Here is an 18,924-nt window from a genome sequence, read left to right on the forward strand (position 1 = left end):
TCAGCCTAAGCCTTGACGAGGCACCGGCCACAGCCCACGACAGAGGGGCGGTTCCCCTCGGAACCGCCCCTCTTCCCCACCTGCGTACGAGCTATGCCTTACGGCCCAGCATCTCCTCGACGCGGGCACGGACCGACTCGTCGTCCAGGCCGCGGACCGTCACCGTCGTACGGCGGCGCAGCACGTCGTCGACCGTCTCGGCCCACTCGTTGTCACGGGCGTAGGCGACCTGCGCCCAGATCTCCGGACCGTCCGGGTGGATCCGCTCGGCCAGCGCCGGGTCCTCGTTCGCGATGCGCGCGATGTCGAAGGCCAGCGAGCCGTAGTGGGAGGCCAGGTGGCGGGCCGTCAGCGGGTCCATGCGCGTACCGGGCTCCCGGTCCACCAGCAGCCGGTGCGCGACCGCGTTCGGGTTGGCGACACCGGGCAGCGCGATCCGGCGCACCAGCGACTTCACCGGCTCCATGTCCTCGGTCAGCGGGCTGCCCGGGAGCTTCGCCAGCTTGTCCATGACCACACGGCCGATGTGACGGTACGTCGTCCACTTGCCGCCGGCCACCGACAGCATGCCGCCGGCGCCCTCGGAGACGACCGTCTCGCGCTTGGCCTTCTCGACGCCGCCGGGGCCGCCGGGCAGCACCCGCAGGCCCGCGAAGGCGTACGTCATCAGCGAGCGGTCCAGGTCCGCGTCCTTCACCGAGAAGGCCGCCTCGTCCAGGATCTGCGCGATGTCGGACTCGGTGGCGCGCACGTCCGCCGGGTCGCCCTCGTACACCTCGTCGGTGGTGCCGAGCAGCAGCTGGTCCTCCCACGGGAGGGCGAAGGTGATGCGGTACTTGTCGATCGGGGTGGCCATGGCGGCCTTCCACGGCGACTTGCGCTTCATGACGATGTGCGCGCCCTTGGAGAGGCGGATCGACGGCATGGAGTGCTTGTCTTCCATGCGCCGCAGGTGGTCCACCCACGGGCCGGTGGCGTTGAGCACGACGCGCGCGTCGACCCCGAACTCGGTGCCGTCGAGACGGTCCTTGAGCTCGGCGCCGGTGACCCGGCCGCGCGTCTTGCGCAGTCCGGTGACCTCGGCGTGGTTCAGGACGACCGCGCCCGACTCGACGGCCGCGCGGACCGTCATGACGGCGACGCGGGAGTCGTTCATCTGGTGGTCGTAGTAGACCGCGACGGCCTTGAGGTTGTCCGTCTTCAGACCCGGGTTGTCGGCGGCGGCACGGGCCGGGGATATGACCTTGCCCATGCCGTCGCCGAAGGCCGAGAGGGCGGAGTAGGCGAAGACGCCCGCGCCCAGCTTGGCCGCACCCACCGGACCGCCCTTGTAGACCGGCAGGTAGAAGGTGAGCGGGTTGACCAGGTGCGGGGCCACGTCCTTGGCCAGCACCCGCCGCTCGTGGTGGTTCTCCGCGACCAGCTTGACCGCGCCGGTCTGCAGGTAGCGCAGACCGCCGTGGACGAGCTTGGAGGAGGCCGAGGAGGTGGCGCCGGCGAAGTCGCCGGCGTCCACCATGGCAACCCGCAGGCCCGACTGCGCGGCGTGCCACGCCACGGAGGTGCCCAGGATTCCACCACCGATGACCAGCAGGTCGTACGTGGCCTTCGACAGCTGCTCACGGGTCTGGGCGCGGCTGACGTTGGCACCGGCGGTCGGGTGCGTGCCCAGTGCGGGAACGCTCTGCAGGCTGCTCATATCTCTCTTAGCTCCTCGTCGATTGACTCAGCTGAGTGCGGTCAGCTGGCGTCTTCGTCGTCGACCCAGCCCATGGAACGCTCCACGGCCTTGAGCCAGCTCTTGTACTCGCGGTCCCGCTGCTCGGCGGGCATCCGCGGGGTCCACTCCGCCGCGCGGCGCCAGTTGGCGCGCAGGGCGTCGGTGTCGGGCCAGAAGCCGACGGCCAGGCCGGCGGCGTAGGCGGCGCCGAGGCAGGTGGTCTCGGCGACCATCGGGCGCACCACGGGGGCGTCCAGGAAGTCCGAGAGCGTCTGCATCAGCAGGTTGTTGGAGGTCATGCCGCCGTCGACCTTGAGGGCGGCGAGCTCGACGCCCGAGTCCTTGGTCATGGCGTCGGTGATCTCGCGGGTCTGCCAGGCGGTGGCCTCCAGGACGGCACGGGCGATGTGCGCCTTGGTGACGTACCGGGTGAGGCCGGCGATCACACCGCGGGCGTCGGAGCGCCAGTACGGGGCGAACAGGCCGGAGAAGGCCGGCACGAAGTAGGCGCCGCCGTTGTCCTCGACCGAGGAGGCCAGCGTCTCGATCTCGGCCGCGGACTTGATCAGGCCCATCTGGTCGCGCATCCACTGGACGAGCGAGCCGGTGACGGCGATGGAGCCCTCCAGGGCGTAGACCGGCTTCTGGTCGCCGATCTGGTAGCCGACCGTGGTCAGCAGGCCGCTGTAGGAGTTGATGATCTTGTCGCCGGTGTTCATCAGCATGAACGTTCCGGTGCCGTAGGTGGACTTCGCCTCGCCCTCGGCGAAACAGGTCTGGCCGAAGAGGGCGGCCTGCTGGTCACCGAGCGCCGAGGCGACCGGGACACCGGCGAGGACGCCGTCCTTGACGTGGCCGTAGACCTCGGCGGAGGACTTGATCTCGGGGAGCACGTTGAGCGGGACGCCCATCGACTCCGCGATCTTCTCGTCCCAGGCGAGGGTGTGCAGGTTCATGAGCATGGTGCGCGAGGCGTTGGTGACGTCGGTGACGTGCGCGCCGCCCTGGGCGCCGCCCGTGAGGTTCCAGATGACCCACGAGTCCATGGTGCCGAAGAGGATGTCGCCGGCCTCGGCGCGCTCGCGCAGGCCCTCGACGTTGTCGAGCAGCCAGCGGACCTTCGGGCCGGCGAAGTAGCTCGCCAGCGGCAGGCCGGTCTCGCGGCGGAAGCGGTCCTGGCCGACGTTGCGGCCGAGCTCCTTGCACAGGGCGTCGGTGCGGGTGTCCTGCCAGACCAGCGCGTTGTGGACGGGCTCGCCGGTGTGGCGGTCCCACAGCAGGGTGGTCTCGCGCTGGTTGGTGATGCCGATCGCCTTGACGTCGGCGGCGGTGATCTCGGCCTTGGCGATGGCGCCGGCGACGACCTCCTGGACGTTGGTCCAGATCTCGGTGGCGTCGTGCTCGACCCAGCCCGGCTTCGGGAAGATCTGCTCGTGCTCCTTCTGGTCGACGGCGACGATGCGGCCGTCGCGGTCGAAGACGATGCAGCGGGAGGAGGTGGTGCCCTGGTCGATCGCGGCGATGAAGGGGCCGGTGCTGGTGGTCATGTTGGCTGCTCCTGGCAGGTCTGGTGAGTAGGCGGAATCAGGAGGGCGGTGCGGATCTTACGATCTTGCCGGTACTGCTGATCAGGCGAACGCGATGTTGTAGAGACCGCCGGCGAGCGCGGCACCGACGAGCGGGCCGACCACCGGGATCCAGGAGTAACCCCAGTCGGAGCCGCCCTTGTTGGGCAGCGGCAGCAGGGCGTGCACGATACGCGGACCGAGGTCGCGCACCGGGTTGATGGCGTAGCCGGTCGGGCCACCGAGCGAGAGACCGATGCCGACGACCACGAACGAGGTGATCAGGACGCCGATGACACCGAGGCCCTTGCCGCCGTCCTGGAGGCCCTGGGTCAGGATCGCCAGGATCAGGACCGCGGTACCGATGATCTCGGTCGCCAGGTTCTGTACGACGTTACGGATCTCGGGGCCCGTGGAGAAGATGCCGAGCACCGGACCGGCCACATCGTGCGGGTGCGGGTCCTCGGGACCGAGCTTGGCGTCGCGGATGTGCTCCGGGTCGGCCAGGTGGACGCGGAACTGCCCGTAGTAGGTGATCCACATCAGGACCGCGCCGATCATCGCGCCCAGCAGCTGGCCCGCGAAGTAGACCGGGGTGTCACCCCACTCGCCGGTCTTGACGGCGATGCCGACCGTGACCGCCGGGTTGAGGTGCGCACCGGAGAGCGGCGCGGAGACGTAGGCGGCGATCAGTACGGCGAAACCCCAGCCGAACGTGATCGCGAGCCAGCCCGCGTTGCGGGCCTTGGAGCTCTTGAGAGTCACTGCGGCGCAGACGCCACCGCCGAGCAGTGTGAGCAGGGCGGTACCGATGGTCTCGCCGATGAAGATGTCGGAGCTGGACACCCGCGACTCCTTTGTACGTCCAGGGGTGGGCGGACACCGGGTCCCTCCGGTGGTTCCGCGCACTCGGTGAGTGCTGCACCGGTCCGTGGCCTTGTCGCATCCTAGCGCGTATTGCCGGTAGGTGTTCGACAATGCCGACCGATGAACGGCAGTTTTCCGCCCAAGTGAAGAACGCGTCAAGGGTCGGCCAGGCCAAAGTGTCGGATCGTTACCCATAGGTGCGATCAACCAAAACCAGCCATCTCAAGGCCGGGATGTGGCGAAAAACAGGCATAAAGGGGCCAGGGTGTGGCCAGGACCTGTTAAAGGAAGCTCAGAACCGGCCTGCGCCGAGATCGCGTGAAACCGCACGCGCACAGTCCCGCACCGACGCCACGAGGGCCGCACGGGGTTCTCCGGACTCGCCGCAGACCCGTTCCACGGCACCCGCGACCGCCACCGCGCCCACCGGCATCCGGCGCCGGTCGTGGATCGGCGCCGCCACCGAGGCGACGCCCTCCCAGGTCTCCTCGACGTCGGAGGCCCAGCCGCGGGCCCGGGTCAGGCTCAGGATCTCCTCGAAGCCGGTGCCGTCCGTGACCGTGCGGGGGGTGAACGCCTCGCGCTCGACCTCGTGCGCCTGGGTGTGCGCCACGGGGTCGTAGGCCGACAGCACCTTGCCCAGCGCGGTGGAGTGCAGCGGCTGCATGGCCCCGACCTCCAGCACCTGACGGCTGTCGTCCGGCCGGAACACGTGGTGCATGATGAGCACCCCGCTCTGGTGCAGCACGCCCACGTAGACGCTCTCGCCGCTCGCCCGGGCCAGGTCGTCCGTCCACACCAGGGCGCGGGCGCGCAGCTCGTGCACGTCGAGGTAGCTGTTGCCCAGGCGCAGCAGCTCCGCGCCCAGCTGGTACCGGCCGGAGGCCGGGTCCTGCTCCACGAAGCCCTCGGCCTGCAGGGTGCGCAGGATGCCGTGGGCCGTGCCCTTGGCCAGGCCCAGCGAGGACGCCACGTCCGAGAGTCCCAGCCGGCGCTCGCCGCCGGCCAGGAGTCGCAGCATCGCAGCGGCTCGTTCGAGCGACTGGATGTTCCGTGCCATCGTGCAGCCTCCTGCAGACCTTCGGTATTTACTGACCATCTTGACGCGGTTCGACAATGCTGAACAGTATCGGTCGATGCCGACCTCGCGCACCGTCGGACAGCTGTTCGCCGTACCACGCCCGGGACACCCGCCCCGGAAAGTCCCCGCCACAGAATGCAGTCCGCCACGTGGGACACCCACACCGGGGCGGCTGCCTCGCGGTTACCCTGGCCGCGTGCACCCTTGACACAGAGGGGGTGCAAAGCCGACAGCCGTCGCATCCCAGGGAGCACAACCATGGCTTCGTTGCCCAACCCGCCCGCTGACACCCAGACCCGGGCCGATGCCCTCCGGGAGGCGCTCGCGACCCGCGTGGTCGTCGCCGACGGAGCCATGGGAACGATGCTCCAGGCGCAGGACCCCACCATGGAGGACTTCCAGCAGCTCGAAGGCTGCAACGAGGTCCTCAACATCACCCGCCCCGACATCGTGCGCTCCGTCCACGAGGCGTACTTCTCGGTGGGCGTGGACTGCGTCGAGACCAACACCTTCGGCACGAACTACGCGGCCCTCGCCGAGTACGACATCGCCGACCGCAACTTCGAGCTGTCGGAGGCCGGCGCCCGCATCGCCCGCGAGGTCGCCGACGAGTTCACCGCCTCCACCGGACAGCAGCGCTGGGTCCTCGGCTCCATGGGCCCCGGCACCAAGCTGCCCACGCTCGGCCACATCACCTACGCCCAGATCCGCGACGCCTACCAGGTCAACGCCGAGGGCCTGCTCTCCGGCGGCGCCGACGCGCTGCTCGTCGAGACCACCCAGGACCTCCTGCAGACGAAGTCCTCCATCATCGGCGCCCGCCGGGCCATGGAGGCACTCGGCGTCACCGTCCCGCTGATCTGCTCCGTCACCGTCGAGACCACCGGCACGATGCTCCTCGGCTCCGAGATCGGCGCGGCCCTGACCGCGCTGGAGCCCCTCGGCATCGACATGATCGGCCTGAACTGCGCCACCGGCCCCGCCGAGATGAGCGAGCACCTGCGCTACCTCGCGCGCAACGCCCGCATCCCGCTCTCCTGCATGCCCAACGCCGGCCTGCCCGTCCTGACCAAGCAGGGCGCGCACTACCCGCTCAGCGCCCCCGAGCTGGCCGACGCCCAGGAGACCTTCGTCCGCGAGTACGGGCTCTCCCTGGTCGGCGGCTGCTGCGGCACGACCCCCGAGCACCTGCGCCAGGTCGTCGAGCGGGTCCGCGGCACGGCGGTCACCGAGCGCAGCCCCCAGCCCGAGCCCGGCGCCGCCTCGCTCTACCAGACCGTGCCCTTCCGCCAGGACACCTCGTACATGGCGATCGGCGAGCGCACCAACGCCAACGGCTCCAAGAAGTTCCGCGAGGCCATGCTGGAGGCTCGCTGGGACGACTGCGTGGAGATGGCCCGCGACCAGATCCGCGAGGGCGCGCACATGCTCGACCTCTGCGTCGACTACGTGGGCCGCGACGGCGTCGCCGACATGGAGGAGCTCGCCGGCCGCTTCGCCACCGCCTCCACCCTGCCGATCGTCCTGGACTCCACCGAGGTCCCCGTCATCCGGGCGGGCCTGGAGAAGCTCGGCGGCCGCGCGGTCATCAACTCCGTGAACTACGAGGACGGCGACGGCCCCGAGTCCCGCTTCGCCAAGGTCACCCGTCTGGCCCAGGAGCACGGCGCCGCGCTCATCGCGCTGACCATCGACGAGGAGGGCCAGGCCCGCACCGTCGAGCACAAGGTCGCCATCGCCGAACGGCTCATCGACGACCTGACGGGCAACTGGGGGATCCGCGAGTCGGACATCCTCATCGACACCCTGACCTTCACGATCTGCACCGGACAGGAGGAGTCCCGTAAGGACGGCATCGCCACGATCGAGGCGATCCGCGAACTCAAGCGGCTCCACCCGGACGTCCAGACCACCCTCGGCCTGTCCAACATCTCCTTCGGCCTCAACCCGGCCGCCCGCGTCCTGCTGAACTCGGTCTTCCTCGACGAGTGCGTCAAGGCCGGCCTGGACTCCGCCATCGTCCACGCCTCCAAGATCCTCCCGATCGCCCGCTTCGACGAGGAGCAGGTCACCACCGCCCTCGACCTCATCTACGACCGCCGCGAGGGCGACTACGACCCGCTGCAGAAGCTGATGGCCCTCTTCGAGGGCGTCAACACCAAGTCGCTCAAGGCCGGCCGCGCCGAGGAACTCCTCGCCCTGCCGCTGGACGAGCGGCTGCAGCGCCGCATCATCGACGGCGAGAAGAACGGCCTGGAGACCGACCTCGACGAGGCCCTGCAGACCCGCCCGGCCCTCGACATCGTCAACGACACCCTCCTGGAGGGCATGAAGGTCGTCGGCGAGCTCTTCGGCTCCGGCCAGATGCAGCTCCCCTTCGTCCTCCAGTCCGCCGAGGTCATGAAGACGGCCGTCGCCTACCTCGAACCGCACATGGAGAAGACGGACGACGAGGGCAAGGGCACGATCGTGCTCGCCACCGTCCGCGGCGACGTCCACGACATCGGCAAGAACCTCGTCGACATCATCCTCACCAACAACGGCTACAACGTCGTCAACATCGGCATCAAGCAGCCCGTCTCCGCGATCCTCGAAGCCGCGCAGGAGCACAAGGCCGACGTCATCGGCATGTCCGGCCTCCTCGTGAAGTCGACCGTGATCATGAAGGAGAACCTGGAGGAGCTGAACCAGCGCAAGCTGGCCGCCGACTACCCGGTGATCCTCGGCGGCGCCGCCCTCACCCGCGCTTACGTCGAACAGGACCTCCACGAGATCTACGAGGGCGAGGTCCGCTACGCCCGCGACGCCTTCGAGGGCCTGCGCCTGATGGACGCCCTCATCGCCGTCAAGCGCGGTGTCCCCGGTGCCTCCCTGCCCGAGCTCAAGCAGCGCCGGGTCGCCAAGCGCGACACGCCGGCCATCGCGGTGGAGGAGGCGGAGGAGCCCGGCGGCCGCTCGGACGTGGCCGTCGACAACCCGGTCCCCACCCCGCCGTTCTGGGGCACCCGCGTCGTCAAGGGCATCCCGCTCAAGGACTACGCCTCCTGGCTCGACGAGGGCGCCCTCTTCAAGGGCCAGTGGGGCCTCAAGCAGGCCCGCGCGGGCGGCGCCACGTACGAGGAGCTCGTCGAGAGCGAGGGCCGTCCGCGCCTGCGCGGCCTCCTGGACAAGCTGCACACCGAGAACCTGCTCGAAGCCGCGGTCGTCTACGGGTACTTCCCCTGTGTCTCCAAGGGCGAGGACCTGATCATCCTGGACGAGCAGGGCAACGAACGCACCCGCTTCACCTTCCCGCGCCAGCGCCGCGGCCGGCGCCTGTGCCTCGCCGACTTCTTCCGTCCCGAGGAGTCCGGCGAGACCGACGTCGTCGGCCTGCAGGTGGTCACCGTGGGCTCGAAGATCGGCGAGGCGACGGCCAAGCTGTTCGAGTCGGACTCCTACCGCGAGTACCTGGAGCTGCACGGCCTCTCGGTCCAGCTCGCCGAGGCCATGGCCGAGTACTGGCACGCCCGCGTCCGCGCCGAGCTCGGATTCGGCGGCGAGGACCCGGCGCAGGTCGAGGACATGTTCGACCTCAAGTACCGGGGCGCCCGCTTCTCCCTCGGCTACGGAGCCTGCCCCGACCTGGAGGACCGCGCGAAGATCGCGGACCTGCTGCAGCCGGAGCGCATCGGCGTCCACCTGTCGGAGGAGTTCCAGCTGCACCCGGAGCAGTCCACCGACGCGATCGTGATTCACCACCCCGAAGCGAAGTATTTCAACGCACGCTGAGCTCCGCCGACGTACACTTGTCGGTCCCATACAGGCCGGTCGCCTGTTCCGAGGGTTCGTATGCCCCCGGAAGAGGTGACCGGCCTTCTCGTCCCTTCTGAGAGGCATGCGCATGACGAGCACCGTTCCCGCCCCCGTCGCCCGTACGGCCGACGGTTCTGCCCTGCAGGCGGTGCTGCTCGACATGGACGGCACCCTGGTGGACACCGAGGGCTTCTGGTGGGAGATCGAGGCGGAGATCTTCCAGGAGCTCGGGCACCGGCTGGAGGACGCGTGGCGGGACGTGGTCGTCGGCGGTCCGATGAGCCGCAGCGCCGCCTTCCTGATCGAGTCGACCGGCGCCGCCATCGGGCTCGCCGAGCTGAGCGTCCTGCTCAACGAGCGCTTCGAGGCCCGCATCGCCGACCGGGTGCCGCTGATGCCCGGTGCCGAGCGCCTGCTCACCGAGCTGGCCCGGCACAACGTGCCCACCGCCCTCGTCTCCGCCTCCCACCGCCGGGTCATCGACCAGGTCCTGCTCACGCTCGGCCGCGACCGCTTCACGATGACGGTCGCCGGTGACGAGGTGGCCCGTACCAAGCCGCACCCCGACCCGTACCTGTTCGCCGCGCGCTCGCTGGGCGCGCACCCCTCGCGGTGCGCGGTCATCGAGGACACCCGCACCGGCGTGGCGGCCGCCGAGGCGGCCGGCTGCCGGGTCGTGGCCATCCCCTCGGTCGGCGTGATCGAACCCGCCCCGGGACGTACGGTCGTCCGCTCGCTGGAGGACGTGGATCTGGCGTTCCTGCGTTCGCTCATCGCCCCGATGAACTGAGAGTGACGACCCCGCCTTCCGGTCGGGCCCGCACCCCACTGCACCCCACCCAAGCGGACACATCGGCATGCACTGACTCACATCGGTATGCATTGCCACGCACCGAAACGCTCCGAGCACGCTCCGTGCCGAACGGAACGCCGTCCGACCGCGCCCTGACGGAAGGATCTTCCGTGTCGGGCCCCGGAGGCTGAAATTCCACCCTCCCCAGGGCCGTTGCGGAGGGTGACCTTGGTCACCCTCCGCACCCCCCACGGGCCTACCCCGGGGGCTCCACGGCTTCCAATGTGTCCACATTGATCAGCCCCTGACCGAATCTGCGCGACCCTGCGCGTGAACAGGCAGTTCGCTCCGATCACGGTGCGATTACGCCCCAAGTCCGGTCAGTTCCAGCCGTCCCGTCCCGGACCACTAATGTCGATGTGGGCACTACGCCGCACCCTCAGCCGTCCCCGGCGCACACCCCTGTGCCGGGACCGCGTGGACCGATCGTCACTACACCGGCCCGATCGTTCCGCCCTGAACGGGCGACCGCCGCGAAGTGCCCTCTACGCCGCTTTGAACAAGTGCCGGTTACAGGGAGTACTTCCAGCATGAACCGCAAGACCATGGTGCTGACGGCCGCGGCCGGACTGCTCACCCCCGCGCTGGCCGCCTGCGGCAGCGCGAGCGGCGGAGGAGCAGGATCCGGAGCGATCGTCGTTGGAACCACCGATCGGTTCGAGGCCGCCGACTACGCTCCCGCCCCCTTCGACCCGGCCTACGCCTACGACGCCGGCGCCTGGAACATCCTGCGCCAGACCGTCCAGACCCTGATGCACACCCCGCGCGGCGGCGGCCAGCCCGTCCCCGAAGCGGCCTCCGCCTGCCGCTTCACCGACGCCGGCAACGAGAGCTACCGCTGCACCCTGCGCCCCGGTCTGAAGTTCGCCGACGGTGAGCCCCTCACCGCCAAGGACGTCAAGTTCTCCATCGACCGCGTCCGCGCCATCAAGGACGAGAACGGCCCCTCCTCGCTGCTCTCCACCCTCGACAACGTCGAGGTCAACGGCACCGACACCGTCGTCTTCCACCTGAAGACCCCGGACGCGACCTTCCCGTTCAAGCTCTCCACCCCCGCCGCCGGCATCGTCAGCGAGAAGAACTACGACGCCAAGAAGCTCCGCGAGGGCTTCGCCGTGGACGGCTCCGGCCCGTACACGATGAAGGCAGAGGTCAAGGGCAACCGGCTGGTCCGCGCCGTCTTCACCAAGAATCCGCACTACAAGGGCGACATCAAGCTGCAGAACGACAAGGTCGAACTGCGCACCTTCGCCGACTCCCCGGCCATGGGCAAGGCACTCACCGACGGGAAGATCCACATGGTCTCCCGCACCCTGTCGCCCGCCCAGATCACCGAGTTCAGCGCCCAGCCGCCCAAGGGCGTCAAGCTGGTCCCGATGCCCGGCCTGGAGATCCGCTACATCGGCTTCAACACCGACGCCCCGGTCGTCAAGGACAAGGCCGTACGCCAGGCCCTCGCCGCCGCCGTCGACCGCGGCCAGCTCATCACCAAGGTCTACGGCAAGGCCGCCCAGCCGCTCTACTCGCTGGTCCCCACCACCGTGACCGGCCACGTCAACTCCTTCTACAACAAGTACGGCGACGCCAACACGCCCAAGGCCGCCGCCCTGCTGAAGGACGCCGGGATCAAGACCCCGGTCAAGCTGACCCTGAACTACACCAGCGACCACTACGGCGACGGCACGGCCGCCGAGTTCGAGGCCCTCAAGGCCCAGCTGAACTCCACCGGCCTCTTCGACATCACCGTCCAGGGCAGCGAGTGGGCGGACTTCCGCCCCGCCCAGAAGAAGGGCGACCACGCCGCCTACGGGCTCGGCTGGTTCCCCGACTACCCGGACGCCGACAACTTCCTCGCCCCGTTCCTGGAGCAGGACAACTTCCTGGGCACGCCGTACGCCAACAGCGCGGTGCGCACCAGGCTCATCCCCGAATCCCGGCGGGCGGTCGACCGGACCGTCGCCGTCCCCGCGATCACGGAGATGCAGGACATCGTCGCCGAGGACGTGCCCGTCCTGCCCCTGTGGCAGGGCAAGCAGTACGTCGCCGCACGCGACGGGATCACCGGAGTGGAGTGGTCGGTCAACGCCATCTCCGACCTCCAGCTGTGGGAGCTCGGCCGCGGCGTAAGCGGCTGAGCAAGGCAACGACCGGCAGCGGAAGTCGCGGGCCGGACCAACGAAACAGTTCGACTGTGAAGGACGTTCGCGTGAATCGACGTAACCAGTGGCTGGTGGCCCCGCTCGGCGCAGCCACCGCCGCCGCGCTGCTCAGCGGTTGCGGTTCGACCGATGGCTCCAATGCCGGCAGCGGCAAGGGCGTGGTCATGGGCATATCCGACAAGGTGAAGTCCACCGACCCGGCGTCCGGCTACGACCCGGGCTCCTGGCTGCTGTTCAACAACGTCTTCCAGTCGCTGCTGAGCTTCCCCAAGGGCGGCACCACCCCCGAGCCCGACGCCGCCCAGTCCTGCGGCTTCGAGGGCGGCGACAGCAAGCTCTACAAGTGCACCCTGCGCGACGGCCTGAAGTTCAGCAACGGCCACAGCCTCACCTCGAAGGACGTCAAGTTCTCCTTCGAGCGCACCCTGAAGATCAACGACGCGAACGGTCCGGCCGTCATGCTCGCCTCCATCGCGAGCATCGACGCCCCCGACGACAAGACCGTCGTCTTCAAGCTCAAGACCTCCGACGCCACCTTCCCCAGCAAGATCGCCTCGGGCGCCGGCTCCATCGTCGACCACTCCGAGTACCCGGCCGACAAGCTGCGCACCGACAACAAGGCCGTCGGCTCGGGCGTCTACAAGCTCGACTCCTACGGCGAGAAGAGCGCCTCCTTCTCCGTCAACGAGTCCTACAGCGGCAAGGCCAAGGCCAAGAACACCGGCGTCACGCTGAAGTTCTTCAACGGCGACCAGGCCGGCCTCAAGACCGTCCTGGAGAGCGGCGACGTCGACTTCGCGTTCCGCGGCCTCGCCGCCAAGGACATCGCCGCCCTCGCCTCCAGCAAGACCGGCGACAACAAGGTCGACGTCGTCCAGGGCACCGGCGCCGAGGTCGAGCACATGGTGTTCAACGTCAACGACCCCGTCGTCGGCAAGCTCCCCGTGCGCAAGGCCATCGCCTACCTCATCGACCGCGAAGCCCTCGTCCGCGACGTGTACGCGGGCACCGCCACCGCGCTCTACTCCATCGTGCCCACCGGCATCGCCGGCCACACGACCCCGTTCTTCGACCGCTACGGCGGCAGCCCCCAGCTCGACAAGGCCAAGGCCGTCCTCAAGGCCGGCGGCATCAACGGCAAGGTCAAGCTGACCCTGTACTCCACCCCGTCCCGCTACGGCCCCTCCACGGACCAGCAGTTCGAGGTCATCGCCAAGCAGCTCAACGACAGCGGCCTCTTCGACGCCGACGTCAAGTCCGTCGAGTACGAGCAGTACGAGAAGGACATCCAGGCCGGCAAGTACGGCGTGTACGTCAAGGGCTGGGTGCCCGACTACCCGGACGCCGACAACTTCACGCAGCCGTTCTTCGGCCCGGACAACGTCCTGAACAACAACTACGACAACAAGGAGATCACCGGGACCATCATCCCGTCGACCTCCGCGAAGTCCGACCGCACCGCGGCCAACACGGACTACAACCGCCTCCAGGACATCGTCGCCGACGAGCTCCCGCTCATCCCGCTCTGGCAGGGCAAGCAGTACGCCGTCACCCGCCAGAACGTCTCCGGCCTGCAGTGGTCCCTCGACGCCTCGACCGTCTTCCGCTTCTGGGAGATCAGCAAGGGCTGATGCCACCGGAGCCGGGCCCGCCCCACGGCGGGCCCGGCACCACGCCAAAGGGGGCCCGCGCACACGCGCAGGCCCCCTTTCGCGTACCCGCGCCGCCTCACTGGGCCCCGGGACGGACCAGACCGCTCTCGTACGCGTACACCGCCGCCTGGACCCGGTCCCGCAGCCCCAGCTTCGTCAGCACGTGCCCCACATGCGTCTTGACCGTCGTCTCGCTCACGAACAGATCCGCCGCGATCTCGGCATTCGACAGCCCCCGGGACACCAGCTTCAGCACCTCGACCTCACGCTCGGTCAACGTCCCCAGCGTGTTCGGCAGGCTCTCCTCACCCGACGGCAGATGCACCGCGTACTTGTCCAGCAGCCGCCGCGTGATGCTCGGAGCCAGCATCGCCTCACCCGCCGCGACCACCCGGATCGCCTGCACCAGCTCGACCGCCGGCGCGTCCTTCAACAAGAACCCGCTCGCCCCCGCCCGCAGCGCCTCCACCACGTACTCGTCCAGATCGAACGTCGTCAGCACCAGCACCTTCGCCGGCCCGTCCCGCTCCGGACCGGTGATCTGCCGGGTCGCCTCCACCCCGTCCATCCGCGGCATCCGGATGTCCATCAGCACCACATCGGGCTGCAGCGCCCGCACCTGGTCCAGCGCCTGCAGACCGTCCCCGGCCTCACCGACCACCGCCAGATCCTCCTCCGCCTCCAGAATCATCCGGAAACCGGTGCGCAGCAGCGGCTGGTCGTCGACCAGAAGGACGCGGATCGCCACGGGGTCTACCTCGTATTCGTCGGACGGCTACGGCGGGCCCGACCATTCTGCCCTGACGGCAAGATCAGGACTCCGCCGGGAGCTCCGCCCCCGGCCGCGGGATCACCACCAGCGGATACGGCGGGGGAGTACCGCCGAACTCCGGACACACCGCCCGATGATCACACCAACCGCACAGCTTCGTCGGCCGCGGCCGCCACTCACCCGTCTCCGTCGCCTCCCGGATCGCCTCCCACAACGCGAGCAGCTTGCGCTCCACCCGCTCCAGATCCGCGACCACCGGGTCGTACGTCAACACGTCCCCACTGCCCAGGTACACCAGCTGCAGCCGCCGCGGCACCACCTGCTTCAGCCGCCACACCACCAGCGCGTAGAACTTCATCTGGAACAGCGCACCCTCGGCGTACTCCGGCCGCGGCGCCTTCCCCGTCTTGTAGTCGACGATCCGCACCTCACCCGTCGGCGCCACGTCCACCCGGTCGATGATCCCCCGCAGACGCAGCCCCGACTCCAGCTCCGTCTCCACGAAGAACTCCCGCTCCACCGGCTCCAGCCGCGTCGGGTCCTCCAGCGTGAACCACCGCTCGACCAGCGCCTCGGCCTCCGTCAGCCACCGCGCCAGCCCCGCCCCCTCGTCACCCTCCGGAAACAGCTCCGTCAGCTCCGGCTTCGCCTCCAGCAACCGGTCCCACTGCCCCGGAAGCAGCGCCTTCGCCCGCGGCGCCGTCCGCTCCGCCGCCGGATGATCGAAGAGCCGCTCCAGCACCGCGTGCACCAGCGTCCCCCGCGTCGCCGCCGCACTCGGCTTCTCCGGCAGCCTGTCGATCACCCGGAACCGGTACAGCAGCGGGCACTGCATGAAATCGCTCGCCCGCGAAGGGGAGAGCGAGGAGGGCGCCACAGCGCCCCGCGCATCGGCATCGGCTGCGCCAGGCACAGCACCGGGGCTCGTCGTCATGGACAAAACCCTACGACCCACCGCCGACAGCACGCGCATACCATCGACGACAAGCCCCCTCGCACTGCATGATCGGAGCATCACAACCCGCAACCGCACCATCGCGCACACGAACAGAACACACTGGAAACACCAGCAACGAACGAAGGACAGCCGTGGCAGACACCGACGAAACCGGCGAGCGCGCAGGCCGCCGCTCCGGACCGGGCGGCGGACTCCTCATGGGCCGCCCCTTCGGCGTACCCGTCTACGTCTCGCCCAGCTGGTTCCTCGTCGCCGCACTCATCACCTGGGTCTTCGGCGACCAGCTCGACCGGGTCCTGCCCGACCTCGGACCCGTCCGCTACCTCGTCTCCCTCTTCTTCGCCGTGGCCTTCTACGCCTCCGTCCTGGTCCACGAACTCGCGCACACCGTCGCCGCCCTGCGCTTCAAGCTCCCCGTGCGCCGCATCCAGCTCCAGTTCTTCGGCGGAGTCTCCGAGATCGAGAAGGAATCCGAGACACCCGGCCGCGAATTCGTCCTCGCCTTCGTCGGCCCCCTGCTCTCGCTCCTCCTCACCGGAGCCTTCTACCTCGGCATGAAAGCCGTCGACCCGGCCACCGTCCCCGGCGTCCTCCTCGCCGGCCTGATGATCTCCAACCTCCTCGTCGCCGCCTTCAACCTGCTCCCCGGCCTCCCCCTCGACGGCGGCCGCATGCTCCGCGCCGTCATCTGGGGCATCACCGGCAAACCGATGGCCGGCACCGTCGCCGCCGCCTGGGTCGGCCGCGGCCTCGCCATCGCCGTCCTCCTCGGCCTCCCCCTCCTCACCCACACCGGAGTACTCGGCAACCGCACCGAGGAAATCGGCGGCATGAACACCGTCATGGACGCCCTCCTCGCCGCCATCCTCGCCGGCATCATCTGGACCGGCGCCGGCAACAGCCTCCGCATGGCCCGCCTGCGCGAACACCTCCCCGAACTCCGCGCCCGCACCCTCACCCGGCGCGCCATCCCCGTCGAGAACGCCACCCCCCTCTCCGAAGCCCTCCGCCGCGCCAACGAAGCCGGCGCCCGCGCCCTCGTCGTCGTCGACGGACAAGGCGACCCCACCGCCATCGTCCGCGAGACCGCCATCGCGTCCGTCCCCGAACACCGCCGCCCCTGGGTCGCCGTCAGCACCCTCGCCCAGGACCTCACCGACGGCATGAAGGTTTCAGCAGACCTCACCGGAGAAGAACTCCTCGACCACCTCCGCGCCACCCCCGCCACCGAGTACCTCGTCCTCGAAGCCGCCGGCACCATCTACGGCGTCCTGTCCACCCTCGACGTCGAAAAGGCCTTCGTGAAGGCCATGGCACGGCCCCAGTCCTGAAGCCAATACACTGGTCACATGTCCGAACCGACCGGTGCCGCCCGCCGACGCGGGCCCTTCGAGGTCGGGGACCAGGTACAGCTCACCGACCCCAAGGGCCGCCACTACACGTTCACGCTCGAAGCAGGGAAGAATTTCCACACCCACAAGGGTTCCTTCCCGCACGACGAGCTGATCGGTGCTCCCGAAGGCAGCGTTGTCCGCACCACGGGCAACGTCGCATACCTCGCGCTGCGACCCCTGCTCCCCGACTATGTCCTGTCCATGCCCCGCGGCGCCGCCGTGGTCTACCCCAAGGACGCGGGCCAGATCCTGGCCTTCGCCGACATCTTCCCCGGCGCACGCGTCGTGGAAGCGGGAGTGGGCTCCGGCTCCCTGAGCAGCTTCCTGCTGCGCGCCATCGGCGACCAGGGCATGCTCCACAGCTACGAGCGCCGCGCGGACTTCGCCGAGATCGCCACCGCCAACGTCGAACGCTACTTCGGCGGACCCCACCCGGCGTGGAAGCTGACCGTCGGCGACCTCCAGGACAACCTGGACGAGACCGACGTCGACCGCGTCATCCTCGACATGCTCGCCCCCTGGGAGTGCCTCGAGGCGGTCAAGAAGGCCCTGGTCCCCGGCGGCATCCTCTGCTGCTACGTGGCCACCACCACCCAGCTGTCCAAGACCGTCGAGTCCATCCGCGAGATCGGCTGCTTCGCCGAGCCGCAGCCCTGGGAATCGATGATCCGCAACTGGCACGTGGAAGGCCTCGCCGTCCGCCCGGACCACCGGATGATCGGCCACACCGGCTTCCTCGTCACCGCCCGCCGCCTCGCGGACGGCGTCGAGCCCCCGATGCGCCGCCGCCGCCCCGCCAAGGGCGCCTACGGCGAGGACTACGACGGCCCCGGCAGCGACCGCTCCGCGTAACGGCCCCGCAGACCCAACACGAAGGCGCTGTGGCGCAGTTCCCCGAACCACCCGGGAACTGCGCCACAGCGCCTTTTCGTTGTCCCGTGCACCAGCCCCGGACCCAGCCGTACCGCCACCCTGTGAGGTGTGGCACGATGCTGGCTCCTCGTCACCCTTCGCACAGGAGACACCCCGCGTGCCGCACAGCCACGCCGAGACGGCCCCGCTCCCGCACACCCTGGAGCACAGCCGCACCAGGCCCGTCCACTGGCTCGCCACGGCCACCGCCATGGCCGCCGTCATAGCCGCCGCAGGACTCGTACAGCCCGCCACCGGCACCCCGGCCACCGGCACCACCGCCAGCGCCGGAGAACCCCCCGCGAAGGGCCCCCAGGCCACCGCACCCGACCCGGCCGGGGCCACCTACCCCCTCGACTGCAAGGGCGCCCCCCAGACGGTCACCGCCGGCGCCCAGGGCGACCTCGACGGCGACGGCCGCCCCGAGACCGTGGCCGCCGTCCGCTGCGACGCCGGCTCCGGCACCCCGCCCCACGCCCTCTACGTACTCACCCAGGACCGCACCGAAGCCGCCCGCCCCCGCGTGGTCGCCACCCTGCTCGACACCGCGAGACGACAGACCGTCACCGATCTCACCGTGCGCGACGGCCTCGTCACGGCCACCCTCGTCGGCTACTCCTCACCCGACGTACCCCGCTACAGCCCCGACACGAAACAGCTCGCCAAGTGGCGCTGGCGCGACGGAAAATTCCGCCAGGAGCTGACGGACTCGGCCGCCGGGAGTGTTTGAAACGTCACTCGGCGTCGGGACCGAAGACTTCCACCCTGTCCGAAACGCGCCTTACGTGAATGCAGTCCCCCGGACATTCCTTCGCCGAGTCGACCACGTCCTGGAGCAGCGTCAGCGGAACCGGAGTGGTAGCCCCCGCGTCCTGCAGCAGCTCGTCCTCCGGGCTCTTCACATACGCCAGACCATCGATGTCCAGCTCGAACACCTCAGGCGCGTACTGCACGCAGATGCCGTCCCCGGTGCACAGGTCCTGATCGATCCAGACCTCAAGCGGCTCGCCGGCATCGCCGCCGCCGCCCGTCGGAGCCTCCTGCTGCACGGTCATATCTCCTGCCGTTCCCTGCGCTGAGTGATCCATCCCGGTCACGACCCGCAGCAAGTCGCGCGAGCCCTGACGGGTGTTGAACAGTTCGACCTTACAACCGGCTGCTTCCCGAGTTTGATGGGTGGGTATTTCCTTGGCGTG

Annotated in this window: 14 protein-coding genes; 7 read left to right on the top strand and 7 right to left on the bottom strand. The window is 69.4% G+C overall.

Annotation, left to right across the window (positions count from 1 at the left end):
- Nucleotides 1-91 precede the first annotated feature (91 nt).
- The 4 genes from Sspor_RS32470 to Sspor_RS32485 form a co-directional block, all read right to left on the bottom strand.
- Nucleotides 92-1,699: a glycerol-3-phosphate dehydrogenase/oxidase gene (locus Sspor_RS32470; RefSeq protein ID WP_202202277.1), complete on the bottom strand. Its 1,608-nt coding sequence runs from the start codon at nucleotides 1,697-1,699 to the stop codon at nucleotides 92-94.
- Between the two features lie 41 nt (nucleotides 1,700-1,740).
- Nucleotides 1,741-3,267 (bottom strand): glycerol kinase GlpK, encoded by a 1,527-nt coding sequence (glpK, locus tag Sspor_RS32475; RefSeq protein ID WP_202202278.1) that lies wholly within the window; start codon nucleotides 3,265-3,267, stop codon nucleotides 1,741-1,743.
- 81 nt (nucleotides 3,268-3,348) lie between these two features.
- Nucleotides 3,349-4,131, bottom strand: a complete 783-nt coding sequence (locus Sspor_RS32480) for an MIP/aquaporin family protein (protein WP_202202279.1) — start codon at nucleotides 4,129-4,131, stop codon at nucleotides 3,349-3,351.
- A gap of 313 nt (nucleotides 4,132-4,444) precedes the next feature.
- Nucleotides 4,445-5,212: an IclR family transcriptional regulator gene (locus Sspor_RS32485; protein WP_202202280.1), complete on the bottom strand. Its 768-nt coding sequence runs from the start codon at nucleotides 5,210-5,212 to the stop codon at nucleotides 4,445-4,447.
- A gap of 279 nt (nucleotides 5,213-5,491) precedes the next feature.
- On the opposite strand from Sspor_RS32485, the gene metH reads away from it, so the two are divergent.
- The 4 genes from metH (at nucleotide 5,492) to Sspor_RS32505 (ending at nucleotide 13,671) form a co-directional block, all read left to right on the top strand.
- On the top strand, nucleotides 5,492-9,004 hold the full coding sequence (metH, locus tag Sspor_RS32490; RefSeq protein ID WP_202202281.1) for a methionine synthase: 3,513 nt from the start codon (nucleotides 5,492-5,494) through the stop codon (nucleotides 9,002-9,004).
- Nucleotides 9,005-9,116: 112 nt separating this feature from the next.
- Nucleotides 9,117-9,818, top strand: a complete 702-nt coding sequence (locus tag Sspor_RS32495) for an HAD family hydrolase (protein ID WP_202202282.1) — start codon at nucleotides 9,117-9,119, stop codon at nucleotides 9,816-9,818.
- A gap of 593 nt (nucleotides 9,819-10,411) precedes the next feature.
- Entirely contained in the window at nucleotides 10,412-12,016 is a 1,605-nt protein-coding gene (locus Sspor_RS32500) for an ABC transporter substrate-binding protein (RefSeq protein WP_202202283.1), read from the top strand.
- A 71-nt stretch (nucleotides 12,017-12,087) separates the two neighbouring features.
- Nucleotides 12,088-13,671: an ABC transporter substrate-binding protein gene (locus Sspor_RS32505; RefSeq protein ID WP_202202284.1), complete on the top strand. Its 1,584-nt coding sequence runs from the start codon at nucleotides 12,088-12,090 to the stop codon at nucleotides 13,669-13,671.
- A gap of 97 nt (nucleotides 13,672-13,768) precedes the next feature.
- Here Sspor_RS32505 and Sspor_RS32510 read toward each other — a convergent pair whose 3' ends face one another.
- Entirely contained in the window at nucleotides 13,769-14,440 is a 672-nt protein-coding gene (locus Sspor_RS32510) for a response regulator (RefSeq protein ID WP_202202285.1), read from the bottom strand.
- Nucleotides 14,441-14,504: 64 nt separating this feature from the next.
- Nucleotides 14,505-15,398 (bottom strand): RecB family exonuclease, encoded by an 894-nt coding sequence (locus Sspor_RS32515; protein WP_202202286.1) that lies wholly within the window; start codon nucleotides 15,396-15,398, stop codon nucleotides 14,505-14,507.
- Between the two features lie 221 nt (nucleotides 15,399-15,619).
- On the opposite strand from Sspor_RS32515, the gene Sspor_RS32520 reads away from it, so the two are divergent.
- The 3 genes from Sspor_RS32520 (at nucleotide 15,620) to Sspor_RS32530 (ending at nucleotide 18,458) form a co-directional block, all read left to right on the top strand.
- Complete coding sequence (locus Sspor_RS32520) at nucleotides 15,620-16,753, top strand: site-2 protease family protein (RefSeq protein WP_202204014.1); 1,134 nt, start codon at nucleotides 15,620-15,622, stop codon at nucleotides 16,751-16,753.
- Nucleotides 16,754-16,771: 18 nt separating this feature from the next.
- Nucleotides 16,772-17,668: a tRNA (adenine-N1)-methyltransferase gene (locus Sspor_RS32525; RefSeq protein ID WP_202202287.1), complete on the top strand. Its 897-nt coding sequence runs from the start codon at nucleotides 16,772-16,774 to the stop codon at nucleotides 17,666-17,668.
- Nucleotides 17,669-17,846: 178 nt separating this feature from the next.
- Entirely contained in the window at nucleotides 17,847-18,458 is a 612-nt protein-coding gene (locus tag Sspor_RS32530; protein ID WP_202202288.1) for a hypothetical protein, read from the top strand.
- 4 nt (nucleotides 18,459-18,462) lie between these two features.
- Here the strand turns inward: Sspor_RS32530 and Sspor_RS32535 are convergent, their stop codons facing one another.
- Nucleotides 18,463-18,783 (bottom strand): ferredoxin, encoded by a 321-nt coding sequence (locus tag Sspor_RS32535; RefSeq protein ID WP_202204015.1) that lies wholly within the window; start codon nucleotides 18,781-18,783, stop codon nucleotides 18,463-18,465.
- Nucleotides 18,784-18,924 lie beyond the last annotated feature (141 nt).

Origin of the sequence: Streptomyces spororaveus, from assembly GCF_016755875.1 — a bacterium.
GTDB classification, from domain to species: Bacteria; Actinomycetota; Actinomycetes; order Streptomycetales; family Streptomycetaceae; genus Streptomyces; species Streptomyces spororaveus.